This window comes from Mesorhizobium sp. M2A.F.Ca.ET.043.02.1.1 (assembly GCF_003952405.1).
Classification (GTDB): domain Bacteria; phylum Pseudomonadota; class Alphaproteobacteria; order Rhizobiales; family Rhizobiaceae; genus Mesorhizobium.
Window position 1 is genome coordinate 4,667,062 of the sequence record NZ_CP034445.1, and the last position, 25,600, is coordinate 4,692,661.

The following is a 25,600-nucleotide window of genomic DNA, read 5'->3' on the forward strand; positions in this document are numbered from 1 at the left end:
TCAGGCAGCCTTGACGGTGATCTTCTTCTCGGCCTTCTGCGCTTCGGCCGTCTTGGGCAGCTTCACAGTGAGAATGCCCTTGGTGAAACTGGCGTCGATCTTGTCGGCGTTTACACCTTCGGGCAGCCGGAACGAGCGCTGGAAGGAGCCGTAGCGGCGCTCCGAGAGATAGTAGTCCTTCTCCTTTTCCTCTTTTTCTTCCTTCTTCTCGCCCTTGATCGTCAGCACGTTGTTGGCGAGCTTGATGTCGACGTTCTTTTCGTCGATGCCCGGCAGTTCCGCCGTGATCTCATACGCATCGGCCTTTTCCACCAGGTCCATCGCCGGCGCCACCGGCCACTCACCGCGCAATTTCGCGGGCAAGTCCGTGCCGAAGAGCGAACGGGTGGCGGGCAGATGGAAATCGAAGGGATGAAAGTCATCGAAAAGCCGGTCGATTTCGCGTCGCAGGCTCTCGAAAGGTCCCGCCCAGTTATCCGATCGGGCGGGAACGTTCTTCTCGGTTCTCACGGGCAGTTTGGTAGCGGCCTCAGCCATGGCTTTTCTCCTTGAAGGTCGATTGGGCAACAAGTGCCGCCGCCTCCGCTCTTTCACCGCAGGTATTCCAGCACGCGCCAGAGAGAGGTCGGCGGACCTGCTCGACAGGCATCCTCGCTGAACTGACCCATCTGCTTCGCGACGTCCGCGTTTGACACGGGGTCCACGCGACCGCACTGCAATTCATGCGCGACCTGTCGAGGCCGGCATCAAAGCACCGGTATGAGCAGCCATCGTTGATCCGCGTCAAACAAGCCGCAAGAAGGAACGTTTGGGGTCAAAGAGCCTGAACCACGCTCGTTCAATGACCCCCGTTCGCGCCAAGAGGCCTCCTGGCCGGAAAATCTGACTCAAATCAAAGCGCGAGGCGAATCTTCGATCACACTGGCCGAATGTGGAATCCGATCGCAAGCGCGCCACCCGGCCGCAACCTCGAACTGGCCGTCATCGACGACGATGGCGTGCACGCGCTCGTGTTCCCTTGCGAGAAGGCGCCGGTGGGCTGGAAGAATGTCGCGACCGGGGCGCGGGTCGACATCCGTCCGACCCACTGGCGTGTCTGGAATCCGGAGGAGCACCAGCTTGGCTTCCTGCAGAATCCGCACTGATGCGCGCCCTCTGGCGTGTAGCTTTTCAGGGCGGCATGCAGCGGAAACAAGGACTTGAACCGCTTCGCTTCAATCCGCTTCAGCTCTTCGGATCGGCGATCAAGGCCATGCGCACCAGATGCGAGAGGCTGCTGGCGCCCATTTTGCTCATGACATTGGCGCGATGGATTTCAACGGTCCGCGGACTGATCCCGAGATCATAGGCAATCGTCTTGTTCGGCAGTCCCGAGACAAGGCCGTCGAGCACCTGGCGCTCCCGCTCCGACAGCGTCGCAAGGTTCTTTCGAATCCCGGCTGATTGCGGGTGCGCCGCGATCGGCTGGCTGCGGTGGTCCAGGGCGGAACGAATGGCATCGATGAGCACCTGATCGTCGAATGGCTTCTCGATGAAATCGGCAGCGCCCTCCTTCATCGCCTGCACGGCGAGGGCGACGTCAGCATGACCTGTCATCACGATCACCGGCGCATTCAGGCCGCGCGCCTTCAGCTGCCGCAGGAACTCGATGCCGTCAATGCCGGGCATACGCACATCGGTGACGATGCAGCCGTCGATCTCCTTCGGTTCCGGTGCCAGGAATGCGGTCGCCGACTCATGCAGGCGCACGGCAAAGTCGGCTGTCGCAAGAAGGAAACCCAGCGACTTGCGGACATCGACGTCATCATCGACGACATGAACGACATCATTGGCCACGGGCAACCTCGTCCTTTTCTACGGCACGCAAGGTGAACCGAAATGCCGTTCCTCCGCCGGGCATCGACTCGGCCCAAATATGACCACCATGCGACTCGACGATAGTGCGACAAATGGACAGACCCACCCCCATTCCCTGCTTCTTGGTGGTCACGAAGGGCTGGAAAAGCTGGGCTGAAACCTCGGGCGCCAGCCCCGGGCCGGTGTCGATCACGCCGATCTCCACCATCGCGTCTTGGCGCGCATTGGTAACGACGTGCAATTCACGCCGTGGCGCGCCTTGCATGGCCTCCACGGCGTTTCTCATCAGGTTCAGCAATACCTGCTCGATCTGGATTCGGTCGGTCAAGACCAGTTCGGCCGACGGATCGAGATCGTAACTGACGCGTACATCCGCTTCCCTGGCGCCGACCAGGGCCAGCGATGAAGCATCCTCGATGAGCGCCGACAGGCGTTCGACCTGACGCTCGCTTTCCCCCCTGGCGACAAAGTCCCTTAGACGGCGGATGACGTCGCCGGCGCGCAACGCCTGTTCGGCGGCCCTTTCGACGGCTTCCCGCAACATTGCGGCGTTATCGTCCCTGCTTTTCTCGAGCAGACGGCGGCTGCCCTTGAGATAGTTCGTGATCGCCGTCAGAGGCTGGTTAATCTCATGCGCCAATGTGGAGGCCATTTCGCCAAGGGCGGTGAAACGCGCCATGTGAAGCAGCTCCTGCTGCTGCTCCTGCATCCTGGCTTCCGTCCTGTGGCGCTCCGTCAGGTCGCGGCAGAAGCCGGTGAAGAAACGGCCTGTTCCGGGATGCATTTCCCCGACGGAGAGTTCCATCGGAAAGGTCGATCCGTCCTTGCGCATCCCGGTTACCGTTCGACCGAGTCCGATAATGCGGCGTTCTCCCGTTGTCAGGTAACGCTGCAGGTATGTGTCGTGCTCCTCCCGGTACGGCGGGGGCATCAGCATCTTGACGTTTCGGCCGATGACCTCGCCGGCCTTGTAGCCAAACAATATCTCGGCCGCCGTGCTGAAGGATTGGATGTTGGCGCCTTCGTCGATGACGATCATCGCATCGGGTACCGTCGCCAGGATCGAACGCAGGTGATCCTCGCGCAGCAGCAGCGCGGCGTTGGCGAATGACAGATCGCTGACGTCGGTGCCCTGAATGAAGATTGCGGTGATCCGGCCATCCCTTGCCCTCACGGGCTGGTAGACGAAATCGAGGATACGCTCCTCCGCAAGGCCGGTTTCATCGTTGCGCAGGACGATCTTGGCGTTGCGGCCGACATAAGGCTCGCCGGTTTCGCAGACGCGATCGAGCAATTCGTAGAATCCCTGGCCCTCAAGCTCGGGCAAGGCCGCGCGAAACGATTTGCCGATAACCTGCCGCTGGCCGATCAAGTGCTGAAACGCGGCATTGGTCAGCTGAAAGACGTGGTCCGGCTCGCTGAGCAAGGCTATGAAGCCCGGAGCCTGGTCGAACATCAGGGCGAGAAGCTCGTGTTCCGGCAAGATATCGAGGGCGGCCAGCGGCGATGGCTTGGCTGCTTCTGGCCGGCCTTGTTCCGTCTTGCTCACGAGCGGTCTCCGGATCGAGAAACAGCAGCGGCCGACGATTTAGCACGCATCATTCTGCCCGCCAAACAGCGGCGCCGCTGTGACGATTTGATCTGTATCAAGGCGCCCCAAGCTCGCACAATGCAAGTGACAGAGCATTCCGCGTTCCGAGCGAGGTGCCTGCATGTCCTATAAAACGATAATCGTCAATCTGGCCGTTGATACAGACCCCGCGCCGGTCGTGAAGCTGGCGGCGGAACTGGCGCAGCGCTTCGATGCCCACCTCGTCGGCCTTGCCGCCGCGGACGTCCCGCCTTTGGTGTCCACAGGAGAGGGCCTGGTCTACGAAGGCGAGGTTATGCAGGTCCAGCGCACCGAGATCGAGAAGCGCCTTGCCGAATTGCGCGATATCTTCGAGGAGCTCGTCCCTGGCTCGGTCAGCAGCGAATGGACGCAATACATTTGCCGACCGACCCGCGCCCTCGGCCTTGCGGCCCGCTCGGCCGATCTCATCGTGACCGCCGAGGGCGGGGAGGATGTCTTCCGTGCCGTCGATGTCGGTAGCCTCGTGCTTGGCGCCGGTCGCCCCGTGCTGGTCACGGCGGGCAATGCCGAGCATCTCCTGGGCAAGACCGTCCTTGTCGCCTGGAAGGACAGCCGGGAAGCGCGAAGGGCCTTGTCCGATTCCTTGCCGTTTCTGGCGAAAGCCAACGAAGTGGTCGTCGCCACGATGGAAACCGAGTCCGGAGAAGATGTGCGAAACAGCCCCGCCGACGTCGCGGTCTTTCTGGAGCAGCATGGCGTCATGGCGCGAACCGAAGTGATCGCCGGCGAAGCGGATGGCGACAGGCTGGTAGCGTTCGCGCGCTCAATCCACGCCGATCTGATCGTCTCCGGCGCCTATGGTCACAGCCGGCTGCGGGAATGGGCCTTCGGCGGCGTCACACGCACGCTCATCGGCGAGGGCAATATCAATCGCCTGTTGTCGAACTGATCGGTCGGCCATGGTGACCGGTGGAGCCGATCCGACGGAACGGGCGGCAGTCCGGCCCGCCGAACTGCAGTCGACCGGCCGCGCGCCCGACATCGCCAAGCAGGCCTACTGGTCGCTTGAAGCAGATCGGCTGGTCGGACAACTGGAGACCTCCACTTCCGGACTGCTGAGCGCGGATGCGGCGGCCCGGCTTGCCAAATTCGGACGAAACGCCCTGGTGCCTCGGTCGAACCGATCGGCGTTGGCTGTGCTCGCGCGCCAGTTTCGCAGCCCGCTGGTCCTGATCTTGGTCTTCGCCGCCGCCGTGTCGGTGTTCGTCGGCGAAGGTCATGAGGCAGCGATCATCGGCGCGATTGTGCTCGCCAGCTGTATCCTCAGCTTCACCCAGGAATATGGCGCCTCTCGTGCCATGGAGGCGCTGCAGCAGCGCATCTCCCGCAAGGCCACCGTGCTTCGGGACAGCTTCGAACGGACTGTCGATGTCGAGAACATCGTTCCTGGCGACGTCGTCTGCTTGTCGGCGGGAAATCTCATCCCCGTCGATGGCGTCGTCCTGGAGTCGCGGGATTTCAACGTCAGCGAATCCGTCCTGACCGGCGAAACCTTTCCCGTCGTGAAATCCGCCGGCCGCTCCGCGCCTGAAGCCGGCATCGCGCAACGGACCAATGCCGTGTTCACCGGCACCTCGGTTCGCAGCGGAACGGCAAAGGTGCTTGCCGTCGCCACGGGAGCGCGGACCGAGTTCGCGTCGATCGCCGAAGCCTTGGAGCGGCGGATCCCGGAAACCGAGTTCGCCCGAGGCATCAGAATGTTCGGATATCTGATGACCGAGATCATGCTTGCGATCGTCATCATGGTGTTCTTCGCCAATGTGATGCTCAACCGGCCACTGATCGAATCTCTTTTGTTTTCGCTTGCCCTCGCTGTCGGCCTGACGCCTGAACTGCTTCCAGCAATCATCAGCGTCACCCTGGCTAAAGGCGCGCGCACGATGGCGGCCAGCGGCGTCATCGTGCGTCGCCTCGACGCGATCGAGAATCTCGGCAGCATGGACCTGCTCTGCACCGACAAGACAGGAACGCTGACGGAGGGCGTCATTCACCTCGATGGATCGTTCGATGTCGAGGGCACCGCTTCGAAGGACGTCCTGCTTTGGGCGCTGCTGAACGCGACCTTGCAGACGGGGCTGAAGAATCCCCTGGACGAGGCAATTGCGAGTGCGCCGCATGACCACGAGGATCTGTCCGGTTTTATCAAGATCGACGAGATCCCCTACGATTTTGTCCGCAAGCGGTTGTCCGTCGCCGCGCAGGACAGCTCGCGCGAACAGATCCTCATCACCAAGGGAGCCGTTCAGAATGTCGTCGAGGCGTGTGGCTTCGTTCAAGGTCCGCACGGCTTGACACCCCTTGGCGCGGCGGAGCGCCAGGCGATCGACGAGAAATTCAGGCGCTGCAGCGCGCAAGGATATCGCGTTCTCGGCCTGGCGACCCGGAGATTTCAGGGCAAGGCTGGCTTCAGCCGTGACGACGAAACCGGAATGGCATTCGCGGGCTTCCTGCTCTTTCTCGATCCGCCGAAAGAGGGGGTGCGGAGAACGCTGTCGGCGCTTACCGACCGCGGCATTGGCGTAAAGGTGATTTCCGGCGACAACCGCTATGTCACCGCGCACCTGGCCGAGGCTGTGGGCCTCCGGTCCGCCAGGATCATGACCGGCGAAGACCTGTCGAAACTGACGAAGAATGGGCTTCTCGCCAGTGTGCGCCATACCGATCTCTTCGTGGAGATCGATCCGAACCAGAAGGAGCGGATTGTCGAGGCGCTGCGCCGGAGCGGCCACGTCGTCGGCTATCTTGGCGACGGCATCAACGACGCGCCGGCGCTTCACGAAGCAGATATCGGCATCTCGGTCGATACCGCCGTGGATGTCGCGCGCGAGGCTGCGGACATTATCTTGCTGAAGCGCGACCTGGGCGTGCTGGTGCGGGGTGTCGATGACGGCCGAAAGACCTTCGCCAACACGATGAAATACATCTCCATCACGACCAGCGCCAATTTCGGCAACATGATCAGCATGGCGGCGGCCTCGCTCTACCTGCCGTTCCTGCCGCTGCTGGCAAAGCAGATCCTGCTGAACAATTTCCTCTCCGACATCCCGGCTCTGGCGATCGCGGGTGACAATGTCGATGCCGAACAGGTGCGCAGGCCGCGTCACTGGGACATCCGTTTCGTCAGGCGCTTCATGGTGAGCTTCGGGCTGGTGAGCTCCCTGTTCGACTTTGCGACCTTCGCTTTCCTTCTTCTGGTCGTTCACGCCACGGCGGCCACGTTTCAGACCGCGTGGTTCGTGGAATCCGTGCTCACCGAACTTGCCATTGTGCTCGTCGTGCGGACCCACAAAAGGCTGTGGCGCAGCCGTCCCAGCCATTTGCTCGCGGGCCTGACCCTAGGCGTCGGCATCATCTCCATCGCCATCCCCTTTGCCCCGTTCGCCAGCTGGTTCGGATTTGTGCCTCTGGCAGGACCGGTGCTGGCCGGGTTGCTCGCGATCACCGCGCTGTACGTGCTTGTGTCGGAGGTCACCAAGAGCTGGCTCTACGCCCATGGCAGCCGCGGCAAGCGCAGACGGAAAGCGACCGGCCCGCATCTGGATCGAGCCACGACCAGACCGGGCCGCGCCGCGAGTTAAGCTGGGGGAGGCAGCTCGATGACCGCCGCTGGGCGCCACTCGCACCGGTCTAGAAGTGGAAGAGCGCGCTTCCTGTATGGCGGCGGATCGAGGTCGAGCAACGAAAACCTGTCATCGGGCGCGATGGCCCTTGATATGCGGCCCTTGCCGCCAGCTGACGATGATTGACAGCGGTTTGACAGCTTCCGCATGCGACAGCTCCCTTCCATGAAAACCGTATCGATGAGCCTGGCAGCTCTGGGCGTGGCCGCGCTTGTGATGGCCTTGCCGTCGGCCGTCCGGGCGCAGGATGACGACGATGATCATGATCGGGCGCGCGATCTCCATGAGCGCGGCGAAATCGAGGGTCTTGCCGACATCATGGCCATCGTGCGCGCCAAGGCTCCCGGCGAGATTGTTTCGGTCGATCTCATTCGTGCCGAAGGCAAATGGATCTATCGGTTCCAGGTGGTCGCCGCCGACGGCAGGCGCCGGATCGTTGACGTCGATGCCGAGGTGGGCGGTGTCAAGGGTGATGAAGGCCACAGATGAAGATCCTCGTGGCTGAAGACGAACCGCGCATCGCGGCCGACATCGCGGCGGTCCTGAAGGCCTCGGGCATGGCTGTCGACATCGTGGACAATGGTGCAGCGGCCTGGTTTGCGGGCGATGTCGAGAACTACGACGCGGCGATTCTCGACCTCGGCCTGCCGAAGCTCGACGGCCTCACGGTGCTGAAGCGCTGGCGCGCAAATGGCCGTCGCTTTCCCGTCCTCATCCTGACGGCGAGGGGGCTGTGGACCGAGCGCGTCGAAGGGATCAACGCCGGCGCCGACGACTATCTCCCGAAACCTTTTGAAATGGAGGAACTGCTGGCGCGGCTGCGAGCCATCCTGCGCCGCTCGAGCGGGCAGGCAGCACCAGTGCTGAAATCAGGCCCTTTGCTGCTCGACACGTGCCAGATGCGCATCTCGCTTCGCGGCGTTCCGGTGGCGCTTTCGCCGCTCGAATATCGGCTTCTCGCGTTCCTGATGCATCATGCCGGCCGTGTGGTCGCATCAACCGAGCTTGCCGAGCATCTGTACAGTTCCGACAACGAACGCGATCCCAACACAATCGAGGTCATCGTCGCGCGTCTGCGGCGCAAGCTTGGCAGCAAGATCATCGAGACGCGTCGCGGTTTCGGTTACTTTGTCCCCGACGGGCCGGATTGATGCGCAATTCGATCCGTTTCAGGCTCTGGTCGGCTGCGGCGATATCGATCGTCATCGCCCTTGCCATCGCCGGTGTCGGTCTTCGCTATCTGTTCGAACTGAACGTCGAGAGGCGTGTTGTCAGTGAGCTGACGGACGATCTCAACGAACTGATCGCCGCGACGAGCTTCACGGCCGATGGCCGTCTGTTTGTGGCGTCCACGCTGGCCGACCAACGCTTCTCCAATCCGCTGTCCGGCCACTACTGGCAAGTGGAAGACCTGGCCACCCACAGCCTCGTTCGGTCGCGCTCATTGTGGGATGCAACGCTGGCCCTGCCCAAACAGGCAGGCAATGGCGAGTTGCGGAAGGAAGAACTCAAGGGGCCCGGCGGCGAGCTCACCGTCGCCGTCATTCGCACGATCACCGATGCGGACGGGCGGGCCTTTCGCGCCGTGGTGGCGGAAGACCATCGCAATGTGGAAGTTTCCGTTGGCGAGTACGTCCGTGACCTTGCGCCGGCCCTCGTTGTGCTGGCCTCCGCCCTGATGGGAGCTTTCTTCATCCAGATCACCGTCGGCCTGGCGCCGCTGGAAAGCCTGAGGATCGCCGTCAAGAACGTGATCGCGCAGCGGACGGCACGGTTGGACGTGGCCGCGCCGAGCGAAGTGCAGCCACTCGCCGACGAGATCAACCGCCTGCTCGACGCCCAGGAGAAAGCCCTCTCTCGGGCGCGCTCGCGTGCCACCGACCTTGCGCATGGCCTCAAGACGCCGCTGCAGGTCCTGTCCGCCGACATCCGGACCCTGCGCAAGAAGGGCGAAAGCGAGCTTGCCGACGAAATCGAGAAGAGCGCGAGCGCGATTCGCCGTCATGTCGAGCGGGAGTTGGCACGCGCTCGTCTGGCGCCTGGTGTTTCGGGCGATGCCGCTTGCCTTGTCCGTGAGGTGGCGAGTGGCGTGGTCGCGGTCGTCAAGCGCACGCCGAGGGGCAAGCAGCTCTCATTCGTCATCGATGCCGCCGAGGATTTCATCGCGCCCGTCGACGAGGGCGATCTTTCCGAGATTCTCGGCAATCTGGTGGAGAACGCGACGCGTTTCGCAAGCTCCGCGGTTCATGTGAGCGCATCGGCAAGCGCTGGCGAGGTGATCATCAAGGTCGTCGATGATGGGCCGGGCATTCCCGAGGCCGCCCTGCACGCCGCTCTGGTGCGTGGCGTTCAGCTCGACAGCAAGGGCGGCGGCAACGGCCTCGGCCTGGCGATCGTTTCGGATATCGTCGAAGCCTATGGCGGCCGTCTCGAAATGGCCAATGCCAACTCCGGTCTGGCGGTGACCATCCACCTGCCATGGCATGCTTGAGCGGCGCCCGTCTGGCGAAGCAATTCCACGAAATGGACAGCGCTCCTTGATCGAGATCAACGTCGCATGCCGCCTGAGATGGCAATGATTTGCCGTCTGAGGAGTGTAGCGAGATGAGCTTTCTCGATTATCTGATGGGCGTTGACGCCAGAATTGCCTTGATGGGACGCATGATGCAGAAAACGGGCGTCGACCGGCAGCTGCGGGTCGTGGCCGATCACGTCGCCGTCACCAATCGCGCCGTGGACCGGTGCCGCTCCTGCGGCCACCAGGACGAATGCGCGGCCTGGCTCGACGAAACCGAGCATGCGGATCACCCGCCGGCCTATTGCCGCAATGGCGACTTGATTGCGCGTTTGCAGTCTATCCGTTGATCGAGCGCCGAGGCCGCGGCCTTGATCGGTTGCCGCCGTGAGCCGCCCTGGCTACCCGGCCGACTAACAGGCGGCTCCTGTGATGCCCTCAACCCGAAGGCGTTCATCTATTGCGTGGCCATCGTGCCGATGGACATCGAGGCGGCCGCGCTGGGCATCGCCTGGATGGCGCTGCTCGTGATCAAGGCACTGACCGGATCGATATGGCTGCTGCTGGGCGGGCGGTTGAGCGGCGGCAAGAGGATGGCCGACGCCATCGCCGGCGCGGCGCTCATTGTCTTTGCGCTGCTGCTGGTTCGCCCCCTGATGCCGTTGTCCGCGATTTGAGTGCGTGCGCCGGAAGCGCGACGGTCTTCAGGAGACAAGCACCACCGAGAATGGCCCGGCGCAAAAGAGCTTGTCCGTGACCTTCTTGACCCCGGCAACGTTCTCGGCCGCAACCACGGCAGCTTTTCGCTGGCGTTCGTCGAAGATGGCGCCGCTCAGCTCAACGTCTCCCTTGTCGACGGTGACGCCGATAAGGTCGCCGCCGACGCTCCAGGACTGCCCCCGCAGCTCGGCAAGAATGTTCCTGCGGATGACCTCGTCGTCGACAGTCGCAGAACCTGATTTGGGCAGAGTGCGGAGCATGATGCGCATCAGATCGGAGCGGCTGACGATGCCGACGATCTTATCCGCGTCAAGGACAGGCACATTCTTGATGTCGTGGGTTGCCATGAGCTCGACGACCTCGGCAAGCGAAGCGCCTGGCGCTGCCGAAACGACGCCGGCGGTCATGACCTCGGCCACCCGGCGGCCGCTCGAACGGACATACTCGTCGGCGAGCTTGCCTGGACCGGCAAGAAACTCCAGCCAGCGAGGCCGCGCCCGCCTGGTGCCAAGTTCGCCCCGGCGCAGGAAATCGCCTTCGCTGATGATGCCAGCCAGCGATCCGTCGTCTCCCACGACCGGCAGGCAGCGGATGTTCCTGGTCAGCATCAGATCGGCCGCTTCGGCGACCGAGGCAGAGGTGGCGATTGTGACCACCGGCGTCGTCATGATGTCCCGAGCCTGCATCGAAGTCTCCCGCTATCGTCAGCCTTACTCTCGGACGTCGGCAGCAACGCCGCCTTGATCTACGTCAGTTTGATCGCGGGGCTTCCTTGTCTCGCGTATCGGGTTCGATCAGTATCCGCTCGGCGGCTCCGTCGAGATCCTCGTATTGGCCACTGCGCAAGGCCCACAGGAAGCCGGACAGACCGAGAGCGCCGAGGAACAGGGCCACTGGAATGAGATAGACGAGCATGGTCATGGGTGCGCCGCTTCGATGGCGTCGCTGCGGCGCCTGGCGGGAGCGGCTTCAGGAGCCGCTTTCGCCGTCGTCTGAAGCCGCATCGCATTTGCGATCACGATCAGCGAGGAAGCGCTCATCGCGATCGCCGCAATCAGCGGCGTCACATGTCCGAGGATGGCAATCGGCACGGCGAACGCGTTGTAGATGATCGCGATCGCGATGTTCTGGCGGATGAGCCGGCCGGCCTTGCGCGAGACATCCAGGGCGAGCGGCACCGCCAGCAGGCTCTCGCGCAGGAAGACGAAATCCGCGGCCTGGCGGCCGATGTCAGCCGCGGTCGCCGGAGCCATCGAGACATGCGCGGCGCCGAGCGCCGGCGTGTCGTTGAGGCCGTCGCCCACCATCAGCACCTTGTGACCGGCGCGGGCCAGCGCCTCGATCCTCTCGACCTTGCCCGAAGGCAGCAGGGCCGGCACGAAATTCTCGATGCCCAAGGCTCCCGCCGCCTCGCCGCAGGCTCTCGCGGTGTCGCCGGAAAGCATCTCGACCGAGATGCCGGCGTCCTTCAACCGTTCCACCGTCGCCTTCGCATCGGCGCGCGTGGCATCCTCGAAGGCGAAGCATGCGACGATCCTGCCATTCTTCGCGAGGACCGTGCCGCCAAGGCCGCCATATCGCCCTTCACCGCCGGTGCGGGCCTTCCATCCGGCCCAGCCGAGCCGGCCAAGGCGCCAGATATCGCCGCCCGCGGACGCTTCGATGCCGAAGCCCGGCTCCTCCTGCACGCGGTCGAATTGGGTTCGATCGCGAAGGCTGCCATAGGCCGCCAGCGCCTTCGAGAACGGGTGCCGGGAATGCGCCGCCAGGTCTGCCGCGATCGCCAGCATGGCCGGATCGATCGACGCCGCGTTGACGAGCCTGGGCAGCCCCAGAGTGAGCGTCCCGGTCTTGTCGAACACAGCCGCGTCGATCGCCGCGAGACGCTCCATCGCCGAACCGTCCTTGACCATGACGCCGGCCTCGAACAGGCGCCGGGCCGCCACCACCTGGACGATCGGAACCGCGAGGCCGAGCGCGCACGGGCAGGTGATGATGAGCACGGCGATCGCGATGGTCATGGCGCGGTGCCAATCGCCGGACGCAACCATCCAGCCGAGGAAGGTGACGAAGGCCGCCAGATGGACCACAGGTGCGTAGAGTGCCGATACCCGGTCGGCGATCCGCCTGTAGCGCGAGCGGCTACCCTCGGCGGCTTCCATCAGCCGGATCATTTCCGCCAGGAAGGAATCCTTCGCTGCGGCGCGAGCCTGCATCGTCAGCGGACCCGTCAAGTTCAGCGTGCCGGCCTGGACGTGCGTGCCGGCGCTCACGGCTTTCGGCGCGCTCTCGCCGGAGACGATCGAGCAATCGAGGTCGGAATTCCCGCTGACGATATCGCCGTCGACCGGGATCCGCTCGCCGGCCGCAATGAGCAGGCGCATTCCCCGAGCGAGTTCGGCGACGGGCACGTATTCGCGTATTCCGTCGTCCCGCAGGACCACTGCCCCTCGCGCGGCAAGCCGCGACAGGCCATTGACCGCGGTTCGCGCCCGCTCGCGCATCACGTGATCCAGCGTGCGCCCGATCAGCAGGAAGAAGAGCAGCGACACCGAGGCGTCGAAATAGGCGTGCTCGCCGTGATTGATGGTCTCGTAGAGGCTCATCGTGTAGGCGAGGGAAACGCCCACCGCGATCGGCACGTCCATGTTCATGCGGCCATGGCGCAGCGCGTTCGCAGCCGAGCGGAAGTAGATCCCGCCGGCGAAGGCGAGCGCCGGGATGGCGATCAGCGCGGACAGCCAATGGAACAGATCGCGTGTCGGGCCTTCCGCGCCGGACCAGACCGATACCGAGAGCAGCATGATATTGCCGGCCGCGAAGCCCGCCACGGCGACGGCGCGGATCAGCTCCGAGAGCGTCCTGTCCTTCTCGTGAATTTCCGGGTCGAACAGGTGCGCCTGATAGCCGAGCCGGCCGAGCACGGCGAAGAATGGCGGGACGATGTCGCCGCGCCAGCGGACCGACACACGCTTCGTCGACAGGTTGACGCGAGCGGAGGCGACGTTCTCGACCGAGCCGAGCGCCGCCTCGATCGCCTGGATGCAAGCTCCGCAGTGAACCGTCGGCACCGATAGGTCGGTCTGGTGGATGTCGCCGCCCAGGGAGCGGCTGGCCAACTTGATCTCCTCGCTCGACGGCGATGCGGATGTCGCGCCAGCGACCTCCAACGCCATTTCAGCCCCAGGCGCGCAGCAGCTCATTGCAGGGCTCCATTTGAGATCATGACACGGCGGACGTCGCGGAACGGTGAAGCCAGCCCGGCATCCGCATCGATCTCCACGATCCAGACGCCATTCCTGGGCGTGTGCCGGACAGCAAATGCGTCCGCGTTCCCGGCAGTGCCGGCCACCGCGGCAAGTGTCAGGGCTTCGTCCTCGGCCTCGTAGGCCGGGTGGCGGAACAGCACCTTGACGCCGCGCAGCGGCACCGGCTTGCCCTGGCTGTCGACAAGGCTGTAACGGACCTCGCCGGAAGCGACGCTCAGCTTGCCTGTCCAGCCCAGCGCCGCCTGCGCCCTGCCTTTCCTGGCTTCTTCGTTGAACTGCTGGCTTGCGACATAGGTGTTCTCGACGACGAGGCCGGTCCAGCTCTTCTGGGCAAGCGTGGCCATGGTGACATTGACCCCGATCACCACCGCGAAGAACGCCAGAATGGAGACCAACATATGCTTGCCGGTGAACTCGCGCGGCTTCGGCATTTCGGCGCTCATCTGCTGTTCTCCGGGGCATTGAAAGTTGCAGTGTATTCGGCGGTTTCGGAACTTGCCGTGTCGTCGATGCGGAATTCGAAACTCTGCGCCGGCTTCCTGATCTGATCGGCCGGTTGCCGGACGAAGACCTTCAGCGTCTTCAGCCGGTCGGGCTCGACCGGGATGGAGAAGGAGCGGCTCGCCGGCTGGTCGATGCCCACGATGCTCATCTCACCGCCGTCGAGGCCGTGCAGCGTGATCTCGACCGTCCTCGGCTCGGGTATCATGTTGAGCAGCTTGACCGTATAGCCGTTGCGGATCGAGCCGTCCGAGAGCGTCACGAACTGCGGATTGCGATCATGCAGGACGTTGAGCTCCAGCCGTTCGCGCGTGAGCAGCGAATAGACGAGCACCAGGCCGATCGCCGACCACACGCCGAGATAGATGTAGGTGCGCAACCGGAAGATCTTGCCCAGGTGGAAGTGTGCCAAGCCGTTGGCGAAGCTGCCGCTCGGCGTCCTCACCAGCGCCGGATTGACCGGGCCGGTGCCCGCGGAGGTAGCCAACGCCATGTTGGCGTTGTAGTCAGCCAGCGTCGCGTAGGAGATCAGCCCGCGTTCCCGGCCGAGCTTGTCCATGACGCTGTCGCAGGCGTCGATGCAAAGCGCGCAGGTGATGCATTCCAGCTGCTGGCCGTCGCGGATGTCGATTCCCATGGGGCAGACCGCGACACAGGCGTTGCAGTCGACGCAGTCGCCGACCGATTGCCCGGCGGCCGAGGCCTTCTTGGCGTGGCGCGAGCGCGGCTCGCCGCGCCAGTCGTTGTACGTCACCGTCAGCGAGTTTTCGTCGAGCATGGCCGCCTGGATGCGGGGCCACGGGCACATATAGGTGCAGACCTGCTCGCGCATCAGCCCGCCGAGCACATAGGTGGTGCCGGTGAGCACCGCGATCGTGGCATAGGCGATGGGCGCCGCCGTGCCGGTGACGACCTCGCCGAGCAGCTTCGGCGCATCGGCGAAGTAGAAGATCCAGGCGCCGCCGGTGGCCACAGCAATGACAAGCCAGATGGTGTGCTTGGATACGCGCAGGAAGAGCTTGCGGCCGCTCCAGGGAGCGGCATCCAGCTTCATGCGGGCATTGCGATCGCCTTCAATTGCGCGTTCGACGACAAGGAACAGGTCGACCCAGACGGTTTGCGGGCAGGTATAGCCGCACCAGGCTCGCCCGACCGTCGATGTGATCAGGAAAAGACCGACGCCCGCCATCATCAGAAGGCCGGCGACGTAGTAGAATTCCTGCGGCCAGATTTCGATGAAGAAGAAGTAGAAACGGCGGTTCGCCAGGTCGATGAGAACGGCTTGGTCGGGAGCGAAAGGCCCCCGATCCCAGCGCAGCCAGGGGGTCAGGTAATAGATGCCGAGCGTGATCGCCATCACCAGCCATTTGAACTGGCGGAAACGACCGGAGGCGCGCTTCGGAAAGATTTTCTTGCGCGCGGCGTAGAGCGGCTGTCGCGTCTTCGCGGAGTTGACCGCTTCGGCCTCGAGCCGTTCTACCTGCGACTGATCCAGCACGACGATCTCCAATCACGGCGAAATGATGCCGCCTTCTTTCCGGCAATCTCGCAATCGCGCGGGCGCGTCGCGTTGATGCAGGTCAAATTGAGCCATCAAAAAGCAAGTCGAGGCCCGGCATGACCGGGCCTCGTCGCTTGAACGGCTGAGGGCCGAGAATAGGCCCCGCTCCTATTCTCCGCCGCCAAGCGAATGGACATAGACAGCCAGCTCCTTGACCGTCGTCTCGCCGAGACGGCCGACCCAGGCAGGCATCACCCCGTTCTTCGGGGCTCGCACCTGGGCAGCAATCGCGGCCTCGCCGGAACCGTGGAGCCAGATGGCATCCGTCAGATCAGGTGCTCCGAGGTCGCGGTTGCCCTTAGCGTTCTCGCCATGGCAGGCGGCGCAATTGTCCGCGAAAACCTTGGCGCCGGGCTCGATCAGACTCTTGTCCTGTACCGGTCCGGAAAGGCTCGCCACATAGGCGCTGACCTGGGCGATCTGTTCCGGCTTGAGCACGTCGGCAAAGGCGGTCATCTCGGATTGACGGGTGTCGGGGTCCGCTGCGAAGCGGATGCCGTGCGTGATCGTCTGCTGGATCTCCTCCGCCTTGCCGCCCCAGAGCCAATCGTCATCGTTGAGGTTCGGAAACCCTGTCGATCCTTGCGCGCCGGAGCCGTGGCACTGCACGCAATTCACCTTGAACGCCGCGCCGCCGGCGGCGACGGCGAACTCGCGCAACGTGTCGTCAGCGGCGATTTCCGAAACGGTCTTGGACTGTATTGCCGTGACGTATTTGGCCTTGGCGGCGTCAGCCGCGGCCATCTCGTTCTTGACGTCATTGCGGCTGGAGAAGCCCAGGACGCCCCTGGTGGCGGAACTCAGCATCGGCCAGGCGGGATAGGCAATCGTGTATGCGAGCGCCCAGGCCACGGTGATGTAGAAGGTGATCACCCACCAGCGCGGCAGAGGATTGTTGAGCTCCTTGATACCGTCCCATTCATGGCCGGTCGTCGTGATGCCCGAGATTTCGTCGATATGCTCGTTGCTCATGATCAATCGTCCTGGAGAGGAATTTTAGCGGCGTCGTCGGCATGCTTTCTGCCACCCGGACGCAGCGCGAAGACAATGCAGCCGACAAAGAACAAAGCCATGGCAAGCAGGCCCCAACTGTCGGCGAACTCCCGCATCAAGTTGTATTCCATCGGTTGCCCTCCTCAGCGGTAGCCGGCTGCTTCGTCGTAGTTCTTGAAATCGACCAGGGTGCCGAGCATCTGGAGATAGGCTACGAGAGCATCCATCTCGGTGACCTGTTGCGGGTTGCCGTCGAAGTCGCCGATCTTGGCCTTGGGGTAGCGTTTCTCCAGGCCGGTCGTGTCGGCATTGGGATCGGCCTGCGCCGTCAGGTCGGCGTTTGCGTTGGCGACCATGTCGTCGGAGTAGGGCACCCCGACGCGCCTGTTCGCAACCAGATGCGTCGAGAAATCCTTCACCTCGATCGGCGTGTCTTTCAAGAACGCGTAGTTCGGCATGACCGATTCAGGCACCACGGAGCGCGGGTCGGCAAGATGCTGAACTTGCCAGCTGTTGGAGTAGCGATCGCCGACGCGAGCAAGATCCGGTCCGGTTCGCTTGGATCCCCACTGGAAGGGGTGGTCGTACATCGACTCTGCCGCCAGGCTGTAATGGCCGTAGCGTTCCACCTCGTCGCGGAACGGCCGGATCATCTGGCTGTGGCAGAGATAGCATCCCTCGCGCACATAGATGTTGCGTCCGGCAAGCTCCAGCGGGGTGTAGGGGCGCATGCCCTCGACCTCCTCGATCGTGTTGTCGAGATAGAAGAGCGGCGCGATCTCGACGATACCGCCAACGGTCACGACCAGCAGGGATCCGACGAGAAGAAGCGTCGCGTTCTTCTCGATCAGCGCGTGTTTGTCTATCAGGCCCATGTCTGGCTCCTTATTCGGCAGGCTGGAGGGCGGGGGCGGAACCCGGCAAAGGCTGCTCTTTGCGCTGGTAGCCACGGATGGTCATGGTGATGTTCCAGGCCATGATCAGCATGCCGGCCAGGTACATGGCGCCGCCCGCGGCGCGCATGATGTAGTAGGGATGCATCGCGGCGACCGTCTCGGCGAAGGAATAGACGAGGAAACCCTGCTCGTCGTATTCGCGCCACATGAGCCCCTGCATGATGCCCGAGACCCACATCACCGCCGCGTAGACAACGATGCCGAGCGTCGCCAGCCAGAAGTGCCAGGTGACGAGGCGCATCGAATAGAGCCGCTCGCGGTTCCAGAGCTTGGGCACCATGTAGTAGATCGCGCCGAAGCTGATCAGGCCGACCCAGCCGAGCGCGCCCGAATGGACGTGGCCGATTGTCCAGTCCGTGTAGTGCGACAGCGAGTTGACCGTCTTGATCGACATCATCGGCCCTTCGAAGGTCGACATGCCGTAGAAGGCGATGGCCGCCACCATCATGCGGACGATCGGGTCGGTGCGGATCTTGTCCCAGGCGCCGGAGAGGGTCATGAGGCCGTTGATCATGCCGCCCCAGGACGGCATCCACAGCATGATCGAGAACACCATGCCGAGCGTCTGCGCCCAGTCGGGCAGGGCGGTGTAATGGAGGTGGTGCGGTCCTGCCCAGATATAGAGGAAGATCAGCGCCCAGAAGTGGATGATCGACAGCCGGTAGGAATAGACCGGGCGGTTCACCTGCTTGGGCACGAAGTAGTACATCATGCCGAGGAAGCCCGCCGTCAGGAAAAACCCGACCGCATTATGGCCGTACCACCACTGCGTCAGCGCGTCCTGAACACCCGAGAATGCCGAGTAGCTCTTCGAGCCGAGGAACGAGACCGGCATCGTCAGGTTGTTGACGACATGCAGCATCGCGATGGTGACGATGAAGGACAGGTAGAACCAGTTGGCGACGTAGATATGCGGTTCCTTGCGCTTCAGAATGGTGCCGAGGAAAAGGATCAGATACGCGACCCAGACGATCGTCAGCCAGAGGTCGACATACCATTCCGGCTCGGCATATTCGCGGCCTTCGGTGATGCCCAGCAGATAGCCGGTCGCGGCCATGAGGATGAACAGCTGATAGCCCCAGAAGACGAACCAGGCGAGATTGCCGCCGAACAGCCTCGCGCGGGACGTGCGCTGCACGACATACATGGATGTGCACAGAAGGGCGTTGCCGCCAAAGGCGAAGATCACACCGGAGGTATGAAGCGGCCGCAGCCGGCCGAAATTGAACCAGGGCCCGATGTTAAGCTGAGGGTATGCAAGCTCCAGAGCGATGATCAAGCCGACCAGCATGCCGACGACGCCCCAGAATACCGTCGCAATGGCGCCGTAGCGGATCGGACCATCCATGTAGGCGGATGGGTCGATCGGCGCCGCGGGCTTGAAATCCGTAGTGCGCAGCAGAACCGCGGTGAATCCAGCCACGGCCAAGAACAAAACCCACATGTGCTGGCGAAAAGGTTCATCCACCCCGAAGCCGGCGGCTACGAGGGCGCCAAAGGCGAACAGGCTTAGAAGGACGATCTCCGTGCCAAATTTCATCGCAAGTCCCCGATCTCGTCTCGAAAGTTCCGGCGGAAATACCCGCCCGAGGCACCTTTTCGAGATTTCCCGGCCCCCCGGCCTTGATCCAGGTCAAACGCGCACTGCTTTTATTTGGAGGGCGTCGGAAACTGATCCCGCTTCAGGCAGGGACGCCAGCGAAACGACCTGCAAGGCCGAACCTTGGGACCTTGGTGGTATCAAGCAAAGCGAAGGCTCGCAGGAGGATCGTCGCCGCTCAGTCGCCGCAGCGTTCCTCGAGCTGAGCCATGCTTGCGAGGCTGATCTGCCGCTTGTTGACGATCCGGATCGTGCCGTCGGACCGCAACCTGGACAATTCCCGGCTGACCGTCTCGATGGTCAGCCCGAGAAAATCGGCGATATCGGTGCGTGTCAGCGGCAGGTCGAAGCTTATCGGGCTCGCCGGATGGTGCGCGGGATCGGTGTTTCTGGCGACCATGAGGAGGAAGCTTGCGACCTTCTCGGACGCGGTCTTGCGCCCCAGCGCCGCCATCCAGTCGCGTGCTTCGTCGAGCTCGTTCAGCGTATGCTTCAGCAGCAGACGTCCAAGCTCCGGCATCTCGTTTGTCATCCGCTCGATGATTGCCTTTGGAAACGAGCAGAGCGCCACATTCGTCAAGGCTTCGGCCCTGATCGGCTTCTTCGCCTCGAACGGCCTGCCCAGGAAATCGGGCGCGAAATGGAACCCGACAATCTGCTGACGACCATCCGAGAGATTTCTCGTGAGCTTGACCACGCCGGACAGAAGGTTGGAGTAGGTTTCGTCGTTGGGCAGTTCCGTGCCTGCCGGAACCTCATGCCTGCACGAGGCTTTGGCCAACTCGGCGAGTTGGCGGGCGTTGAAGGCGCTGCATAATCCATCCTGCCGCGCTTCGCAGGATTTGCAAATTGCGGGGACGTCGGCCTGTTGAACATCCTGTCTGGCGGTCATTGCGACGCCCATGGTCAAATAGGAGCGGCAATCTGCGCCGGCTTCGACCTGAGTCGCCTTGATCGAGATCAAGGTTTCGCCGGCGTCGTTCGGGCAGTTTGACCGTCATGACCCCGCCCGCCGCTCCCATAGATCCGCCGCGCCCAGCTCCGACCGTGAGCCCCGGCGACAGCGTGCCGCGTTACACGAGCTATCCGACGGCGCCGCATTTTCATCCGGGCGTTGACGCGGTCACGGTTCGCGGGTGGATGGACGCTCTCGAAGGCGATGACGAGATATCGCTTTATCTGCACATCCCCTATTGCGACCGCTTATGTTGGTTCTGTGCCTGCCATACCAAGCAGACACGTCACTATGCGCCCGTGGCCACTTTCCTTCGCTCGCTCCACAAGGAGATCGAAACGGTCGGCGGCCTCGTCAGCGGCCGCGGCAGGGTCCGCGCCGTTCATTTCGGTGGCGGCTCCCCGACAATGCTGAAGCCCGACGACATCCTCATGCTCGGAAAGGCGTTGCGGGATCAATTCGACTTCCTCGACGATGCCAGCCTCAGCGTCGAGATCGACCCGAACGACATGGATGAGGGTCGGCTGGACGCGTTTGCCGCGATCGGCATGACAAGGGCGAGCCTCGGTGTCCAGGATTTCGATCCCAAGGTGCAGAAGGCGATCAATCGCGAGCAGAGTTTCGCGCTGACCAAGAGCATTGTCGATGCGGTGCGGGCGCGGGGCGTCACATCCGTCAACCTCGACCTGCTGTACGGCCTGCCGCATCAGACCGGCAAGAGCGTCGCGGCGACCGTTGCCCAGGCGCTGACCTTGGCGCCGGACAGGCTTGCCCTGTTCGGCTACGCGCATGTGCCGTGGTTCAAGAAGCATCAGACGATGATCGATGAAGCCTGGCTGCCCGATTCCGTCGCGCGCCTGGCGCAGTCACAGCTTGCCGCGCAGCTGATTGTCGATGCCGGCTACGAGGCATTGGGATTGGACCATTTCGCGAAGCCCGGGGACACGCTGGCGGTTGCCGCCCGCGCCGGCAAGATCCGCCGCAATTTCCAGGGCTACACCGAGGACCAGTGCGAAACCCTGATCGGTCTCGGCCCCTCGTCGATCAGCCGGTATCGCCAGGGCCATGCACAAAACATCGTTGCGACGGGTGAATACCAGAAAGCCGTGGATTCGGGAGAGCTGGCGATAGCGCGCGGCATAGAATTCAGCGTCGAAGATGAGGCGCGTGGCTGGGTCATCGAGCGCCTGATGTGCAACTTCGCCTTCTCGGCGGTGGAGCTTGTCGACCGCTTTGGAAATGTCGGCCAAAGGCTGCTTTGCGAAGCGAGCCGACTGGCCATCGGCGGGGCGGGCCAGCTTCTTCGGCTGGAAGGCGAGAACTTCGTCGTGCCGGCGGCAAGCCGTCCGCTTGTCCGCACGGTGGCGGCGAAATTCGACAAATACCTCAGCAACGGAACCGGCAGGCATTCGGTGGCGGTTTGAATAGGCTTCAGGCAGCGGGTCAGAAATGCTCGCCCACCCTGAACGGCCCGACACGGGTCCCAGCCGCGATCAGATAGGCTGTCGACCAGCCGATCAGCAGAAAGCCGTTGATGCCTTCCAGGGCCGCCAGCACGCGCCAGCCATGAGCCGGCACGACATCGCCATATCCGACCGTCGAAAAGGTGATGGTCGAAAAGTAAAGCGCCGTCTCGAAATCGCTGAAGATTCCGAGCAGCCGGTAGATCCCGGCCCATAGCCAGACTTCCGCCGTCATGACAGCGAAAAGCCCCATCACGACCGTGATCATGGCGATGACCCGGCTGCGCCTCCCGTGCATCCGGAACAGCGCAACGAGTCGGGACATCACGTAAGTGATCGCGATAAGGCCGAAAGTGTGGATCAGGACCGTCAGGCTGATGACGATCGTGCCGACGAAAAGATTGAGGATCATCGCGGAAATCAGGGGCTCGAACAGCTACAGTCCATCACAGTCCATGCGCGGAATCAAACCGGATGTCAGCTCGGTGGATTGCTCCCTGCTTGCCGGTCACTTGGAGCAAGGAAACGGCGAAACCGCTCCATCCCGCTGTTTTAGAAAATTGTGAACGAACGGCTATGGCGAGGGGTGCGAACCTGACCGCTCACACTTTTCCCGAAACGTCTCTGGCGGCATGGACGAGGTGGAAGAACATGGCGAGCTTGAGGCTCGTCGCTATCCTTTCCGCCCGCTCGACGAACACCGCCGCGATCTCGGGAGCGAAGAGGCGGGATGCCGTCTCGCCGAAGAGAGCCAGCCAAATCCCGAAGTCTGCTTCGGTCACGTCCTTGAGCTTCAGATGGGCCGGCACAGGCCGGCCATGGTAGTCGCCGCTCTTCAAGATGACGGAACACCAGAAGTCCGTCATCTTCTCCAGATGGGGCTCCCAGTCACCGGCGATTTCCCGGGCGAAGATAGGCCCGAGCCGCTCATCCTTTCTCACCCTGGAATAGAACTCGCGCACCAGCACCCCGATCGAGGCCGGGTCCACGCCGGGGCGGGCCAGGGGCTGTTCGGCGACGGGGCGAACTCTGTCAAGCAGGGCCGGCTTCGAAGTCATCTAAGTTCCTTTTTGTGGGGCAGTCAGGTGAGGCCCAATCGGCGAAGCGCGGCCTGCAGGAAGTCGCCGCGTTCATGGACCAGGCGAAACCCGAGATTGTCCGGCGGAGTTCCGACCGCGCAGCCGCCGCTTTTGCCGTCGCGGATGAAGTTCGACATGTAGGTGCGGTGGAACCCCTCCACAACGTGCACGCCGCAATTGGTGAGCGAACTGGCAACGCCATCGCTGGTCATCGTCACATGGGCGTAGCAAGTCGATGTCCATTCCCAGACATTGCCGGCAATATCCGCAACGCCCTTTGAGTTGATTCCGAATGCCCCGAGAGGACGCGGTTCAGGATCCGCTTTACGGCCGAGCGCCGCCTCGTTGCGGTATTGGGTGAGCCATCGCCTCGCCGGATCCGCCGGGTCGCCGTCGCCCCCCTCGATGTCGGGCCGAAACCGCTCGCTAGCTGCATAGGCCCACTCTACGTTGGTGGGCAGCCGCCAGGTTTCACCCGTTTTTGCCGACAGCCAATTCGCGTAAGCCTGGGCATCGAGGAAGCTGACGCCCGTCACCGGAACGTTGCCGACGAGACGCGAGTCGGCAGGTTTGCAGGCGCCGTCCGAAACGCAAAGGTCATAGTCCGACGCCGTCACCTGGAACTTCATGATTTCCAGTGGCGTGTCGATGGTTTCCTTCGCCACGGGTGCGGGTACGGGATGATTGTCCCGGAGGAACTCACCAGGCTGCGGATTTTCGAGTGATCCGGGCGCCAGGGCGACCAGCTTCGCCACGGCAGCTGGAACCCGCGAGGACGTCGCCCCGTCGATCGCATTGCTGACGCCGAGACCGATGAGGGCGGCGGCCGCAATCGTTCCCAATGTGAAGACAGGATCGAAGGACATGCTCAAGCTCCGCTAGCGGCTGCGACCCGCCGATATCGCCGGCGGGTCGCAGGTCGATCGACCTTCTATGAGGCAATCGCCTTGGGAGCCTCGACCTGCATCATCAGATCGTCGTCCCATTTTCCGTCCACCGTGAAGTGCGCCGTCGCGCCGAGCTCTACGGCCTCGATCAGATTGTGATTGACGTAGGCGTAGACGCCCGGCTGCCGGAACGCGTAGAGCGCGGCGCCCGCCGATCCGCCCCGGATGAACCAAGTCTCGAGATCCTTGGCGGGGGGATTGCCGAACTTTCCATGTTCCCAGACGAAGTCGCCATGGCCGCCGATCAGGTGCGGACGGGTGTCGCGATTGGCCTGCGAGTGGACGATGAGCACCGTCTCTCCGACCTTGGCCTTCATGGCGTTTTCGCCGGTCAGCGATCCAGCCTTGCCGTTGAAAACGACATGCGTCGGGACAAGGCCGCGCATCACTTTCACGGTGTCGTCGTAGTTGTCGCCGGCCGAGTCGTACTTCTTGAACTTTCCCTGCTCGTCGCGCGGGATGTAGAAGTCGTTCTCCCCGATATAGTAAATGCGGTCGTAGCGTACGGGCTTGCCCTTTTCGTCCCTCAGGCCATCGCGCGGCAGGACCATCACCGCCCCGCTCATCCCCGACACCACGTGCCAGGGGATCATCGCCCCGCCAGGCGCGCAATGATAGACGAATGTGCCGGACCGGGTCGCCTTGAAGCGCAGCGTCACCTGCTCGCCGGGGTTGATCAGCGTCAGCGCACCGCCGCCGAGCCCGCCGGTCGCCGCATGGAAGTCGATATTGTGGGCGAGCGTGTTGGCGTCGGAGTTGATCAAGGTCAGCTCGAGATAGTCGCCCTCATGCACGACCATGAGCGGGCCCGGAATGGAACCGTTGTAGGTCATGGCGTTGAGCTGAGTGCCGTCGGCGTCGATGACCATCGGCTTCTCTTCGATCTTCATGGTGAACTCGACGATCTTGGGGCCGCCCTTGGCCACCTGGTCGTGAGCGTGCACGAAAGGCGGCGCGACAAGCGTGACCTTTTCGCGCGGCAGCTCTGCCACACCCGTCACGGCCGCCATCGCCGGCGTCGAGCCGATGGCGGCAACAGCGGCGGCGGTAAGAACAGAACCCAGCAAAGCTTCGCGTCTCGTAAGCATCATAACCTCTCCTCATTTCAATCATTTCGATATCGTCAGAATATCGACTTCGAGAATCTCATCTTTGCGCTTGCGCAAACCTGTGACAGGTGCAGTTGCTCTTTGTTGAGGAGTTTGCTTCTACCGGAAGGCCAGATAGGCACACCGCGCACACGCGGCCGACAAAAAGATGGCCGGGCAGGACCTCTCCCAAGGTCTGCCCGGCCCGTGCCTCCGGCCCGCCATTGCCGGAGGCAGCCCCCCATGCTGTCGGATCAGTTCGAAGCGGCTTTGGTCGCCTCGGCGAACAGCTCGGCAAAGACGGGCTTTGCCTTGCCGATCTGTTTGACGGCTTCTGCCGCCTCCAGGTTGACCGGCTTGCCGACGACGATCAGCGCCACCATGCCCATGCCGTAGTGGGGAGCGCATTTCACGCCATAGACACCTTCCTTGGTGAGGGTGACCGTGATCTCCTCGCTCGCCTTGCCCTTGAAGGGCTCGGCGCCGTCCGGAAGCATTCCATTGATGACCTCGGCATTGTGAGTCTTGTCGGTCGGCACGAACTTGATCGTGTCGCCGGGCGCCGCCCGGACGAAGTTGGGCTGGAAGACCATCGCGCCCTTTTCACCCTTGTTCAGCATCTGGACGACATGTTCTTCGGCATTCGCGGCGCCGGCCATCGAGAGCAACGCGACCGCCGCGGCAATGAGGGGCAGTTTCATCGGAGAGTTCCTTTCTTGTTTCACCACGGCATCTACCGTCGCGCGCTTTTAGATCGTCGGAGGACGTGGCGATTTGCGCTAGCTCAAATGCCGCGACGAAAGTGATGGCGCGGAACCGGCATGATGGTCAGTGTCGGCCCAA

The 25,600-nt window shown here is 63.0% G+C and carries 27 protein-coding genes; 9 read left to right on the forward strand and 18 right to left on the reverse strand.

The features are described 5' to 3' along the window. Complete coding sequence (locus EJ068_RS22155; RefSeq protein WP_127250415.1) at positions 1 to 537, reverse strand: Hsp20/alpha crystallin family protein; 537 nt, start codon at positions 535 to 537, stop codon at positions 1 to 3. A 392-nt stretch (positions 538 to 929) separates the two neighbouring features. Here EJ068_RS22155 and EJ068_RS22160 point away from each other — a divergent pair, with 392 nt between their 5' ends. After that, a complete protein-coding gene (locus EJ068_RS22160) occupies positions 930 to 1,145 on the forward strand; it encodes a hypothetical protein (protein ID WP_127250416.1) in 216 nt (71 codons plus the stop codon). A 79-nt stretch (positions 1,146 to 1,224) separates the two neighbouring features. Here the strand turns inward: EJ068_RS22160 and fixJ are convergent, their stop codons facing one another. After that, a complete protein-coding gene (gene fixJ, locus EJ068_RS22165; RefSeq protein WP_126062679.1) occupies positions 1,225 to 1,836 on the reverse strand; it encodes a response regulator FixJ in 612 nt (203 codons plus the stop codon). Then, positions 1,826 to 3,313 (reverse strand): PAS domain-containing sensor histidine kinase, encoded by a 1,488-nt coding sequence (locus tag EJ068_RS22170; RefSeq protein ID WP_127250444.1) that lies wholly within the window; start codon positions 3,311 to 3,313, stop codon positions 1,826 to 1,828. The genes fixJ and EJ068_RS22170 overlap by 11 nt, the downstream gene beginning before the upstream one ends. A gap of 256 nt (positions 3,314 to 3,569) precedes the next feature. Here EJ068_RS22170 and EJ068_RS22175 point away from each other — a divergent pair, with 256 nt between their 5' ends. The 7 genes from EJ068_RS22175 (at position 3,570) to EJ068_RS22205 (ending at position 10,302) form a co-directional block, all read left to right on the forward strand. Then, positions 3,570 to 4,379, forward strand: a complete 810-nt coding sequence (locus EJ068_RS22175; protein WP_127250417.1) for a universal stress protein — start codon at positions 3,570 to 3,572, stop codon at positions 4,377 to 4,379. A gap of 10 nt (positions 4,380 to 4,389) precedes the next feature. Continuing rightward, complete coding sequence (mgtA, locus tag EJ068_RS22180) at positions 4,390 to 7,068, forward strand: magnesium-translocating P-type ATPase (protein ID WP_127250418.1); 2,679 nt, start codon at positions 4,390 to 4,392, stop codon at positions 7,066 to 7,068. A gap of 360 nt (positions 7,069 to 7,428) precedes the next feature. After that, the gene (locus EJ068_RS33420; RefSeq protein WP_245463486.1) at positions 7,429 to 7,599 is read left to right on the forward strand and encodes a PepSY domain-containing protein; all 171 of its coding nucleotides are present in this window, start codon (positions 7,429 to 7,431) and stop codon (positions 7,597 to 7,599) included. Continuing rightward, positions 7,596 to 8,261, forward strand: coding sequence for a response regulator transcription factor (locus EJ068_RS22190; RefSeq protein ID WP_127250420.1), 666 nt, complete (start codon positions 7,596 to 7,598; stop codon positions 8,259 to 8,261). The genes EJ068_RS33420 and EJ068_RS22190 overlap by 4 nt, the downstream gene beginning before the upstream one ends. Continuing rightward, entirely contained in the window at positions 8,261 to 9,601 is a 1,341-nt protein-coding gene (locus EJ068_RS22195) for a HAMP domain-containing sensor histidine kinase (protein WP_127250421.1), read from the forward strand. The genes EJ068_RS22190 and EJ068_RS22195 overlap by 1 nt, the downstream gene beginning before the upstream one ends. Positions 9,602 to 9,714: 113 nt before the next feature. Further along, entirely contained in the window at positions 9,715 to 9,975 is a 261-nt protein-coding gene (locus tag EJ068_RS22200) for a DUF6455 family protein (RefSeq protein ID WP_127250422.1), read from the forward strand. Positions 9,976 to 10,089: 114 nt separating this feature from the next. Next, on the forward strand, positions 10,090 to 10,302 hold the full coding sequence (locus tag EJ068_RS22205) for a hypothetical protein (protein ID WP_127250423.1): 213 nt from the start codon (positions 10,090 to 10,092) through the stop codon (positions 10,300 to 10,302). A 27-nt stretch (positions 10,303 to 10,329) separates the two neighbouring features. Here EJ068_RS22205 and EJ068_RS22210 read toward each other — a convergent pair whose 3' ends face one another. From EJ068_RS22210 to EJ068_RS22255, 10 genes are all read right to left on the reverse strand, one after another. Further along, positions 10,330 to 11,031, reverse strand: coding sequence for a CBS domain-containing protein (locus EJ068_RS22210; RefSeq protein WP_127250424.1), 702 nt, complete (start codon positions 11,029 to 11,031; stop codon positions 10,330 to 10,332). A gap of 64 nt (positions 11,032 to 11,095) precedes the next feature. Further along, positions 11,096 to 11,266 (reverse strand): cbb3-type cytochrome oxidase assembly protein CcoS, encoded by a 171-nt coding sequence (ccoS, locus tag EJ068_RS22215; RefSeq protein WP_129554866.1) that lies wholly within the window; start codon positions 11,264 to 11,266, stop codon positions 11,096 to 11,098. Next, complete coding sequence (locus EJ068_RS22220; protein ID WP_127250425.1) at positions 11,263 to 13,548, reverse strand: cation-translocating P-type ATPase; 2,286 nt, start codon at positions 13,546 to 13,548, stop codon at positions 11,263 to 11,265. Before EJ068_RS22220 ends, ccoS begins: the two co-directional genes overlap by 4 nt. Further along, on the reverse strand, positions 13,545 to 14,057 hold the full coding sequence (locus tag EJ068_RS22225; RefSeq protein WP_126079233.1) for a FixH family protein: 513 nt from the start codon (positions 14,055 to 14,057) through the stop codon (positions 13,545 to 13,547). The genes EJ068_RS22220 and EJ068_RS22225 overlap by 4 nt, the downstream gene beginning before the upstream one ends. Next, positions 14,054 to 15,613 (reverse strand): cytochrome c oxidase accessory protein CcoG, encoded by a 1,560-nt coding sequence (ccoG, locus tag EJ068_RS22230; RefSeq protein ID WP_127250426.1) that lies wholly within the window; start codon positions 15,611 to 15,613, stop codon positions 14,054 to 14,056. Before ccoG ends, EJ068_RS22225 begins: the two co-directional genes overlap by 4 nt. Before the next feature lie 171 nt (positions 15,614 to 15,784). After that, positions 15,785 to 16,648: a cytochrome-c oxidase, cbb3-type subunit III gene (gene ccoP, locus EJ068_RS22235; RefSeq protein WP_127250427.1), complete on the reverse strand. Its 864-nt coding sequence runs from the start codon at positions 16,646 to 16,648 to the stop codon at positions 15,785 to 15,787. A 2-nt stretch (positions 16,649 to 16,650) separates the two neighbouring features. Continuing rightward, positions 16,651 to 16,800: a CcoQ/FixQ family Cbb3-type cytochrome c oxidase assembly chaperone gene (locus tag EJ068_RS22240; RefSeq protein ID WP_042647191.1), complete on the reverse strand. Its 150-nt coding sequence runs from the start codon at positions 16,798 to 16,800 to the stop codon at positions 16,651 to 16,653. 12 nt (positions 16,801 to 16,812) lie between these two features. Continuing rightward, positions 16,813 to 17,544, reverse strand: a complete 732-nt coding sequence (ccoO, locus tag EJ068_RS22245; protein ID WP_127250428.1) for a cytochrome-c oxidase, cbb3-type subunit II — start codon at positions 17,542 to 17,544, stop codon at positions 16,813 to 16,815. A gap of 10 nt (positions 17,545 to 17,554) precedes the next feature. Continuing rightward, complete coding sequence (ccoN, locus tag EJ068_RS22250; RefSeq protein ID WP_126079229.1) at positions 17,555 to 19,165, reverse strand: cytochrome-c oxidase, cbb3-type subunit I; 1,611 nt, start codon at positions 19,163 to 19,165, stop codon at positions 17,555 to 17,557. Positions 19,166 to 19,403: 238 nt separating this feature from the next. Next, on the reverse strand, positions 19,404 to 20,117 hold the full coding sequence (locus EJ068_RS22255) for a Crp/Fnr family transcriptional regulator (RefSeq protein WP_127250429.1): 714 nt from the start codon (positions 20,115 to 20,117) through the stop codon (positions 19,404 to 19,406). A 107-nt stretch (positions 20,118 to 20,224) separates the two neighbouring features. Here EJ068_RS22255 and hemN point away from each other — a divergent pair, with 107 nt between their 5' ends. After that, the gene (gene hemN / locus EJ068_RS22260; RefSeq protein ID WP_127250430.1) at positions 20,225 to 21,604 is read left to right on the forward strand and encodes an oxygen-independent coproporphyrinogen III oxidase; all 1,380 of its coding nucleotides are present in this window, start codon (positions 20,225 to 20,227) and stop codon (positions 21,602 to 21,604) included. A gap of 19 nt (positions 21,605 to 21,623) precedes the next feature. Here the strand turns inward: hemN and EJ068_RS22265 are convergent, their stop codons facing one another. From EJ068_RS22265 to EJ068_RS22285, 5 genes are all read right to left on the reverse strand, one after another. Continuing rightward, the gene (locus tag EJ068_RS22265; protein WP_126079227.1) at positions 21,624 to 22,055 is read right to left on the reverse strand and encodes an ion channel; all 432 of its coding nucleotides are present in this window, start codon (positions 22,053 to 22,055) and stop codon (positions 21,624 to 21,626) included. Between the two features lie 190 nt (positions 22,056 to 22,245). Next, a complete protein-coding gene (locus EJ068_RS22270) occupies positions 22,246 to 22,701 on the reverse strand; it encodes a group III truncated hemoglobin (RefSeq protein WP_127250431.1) in 456 nt (151 codons plus the stop codon). Positions 22,702 to 22,724: 23 nt separating this feature from the next. Then, on the reverse strand, positions 22,725 to 23,588 hold the full coding sequence (locus EJ068_RS22275) for an SUMF1/EgtB/PvdO family nonheme iron enzyme (protein ID WP_127250432.1): 864 nt from the start codon (positions 23,586 to 23,588) through the stop codon (positions 22,725 to 22,727). Positions 23,589 to 23,653: 65 nt separating this feature from the next. Further along, a complete protein-coding gene (nirK, locus tag EJ068_RS22280; RefSeq protein ID WP_127250433.1) occupies positions 23,654 to 24,757 on the reverse strand; it encodes a copper-containing nitrite reductase in 1,104 nt (367 codons plus the stop codon). A 254-nt stretch (positions 24,758 to 25,011) separates the two neighbouring features. Then, positions 25,012 to 25,458, reverse strand: coding sequence for a pseudoazurin (locus tag EJ068_RS22285; RefSeq protein WP_126062654.1), 447 nt, complete (start codon positions 25,456 to 25,458; stop codon positions 25,012 to 25,014). Positions 25,459 to 25,600: the final 142 nt, after the last annotated feature.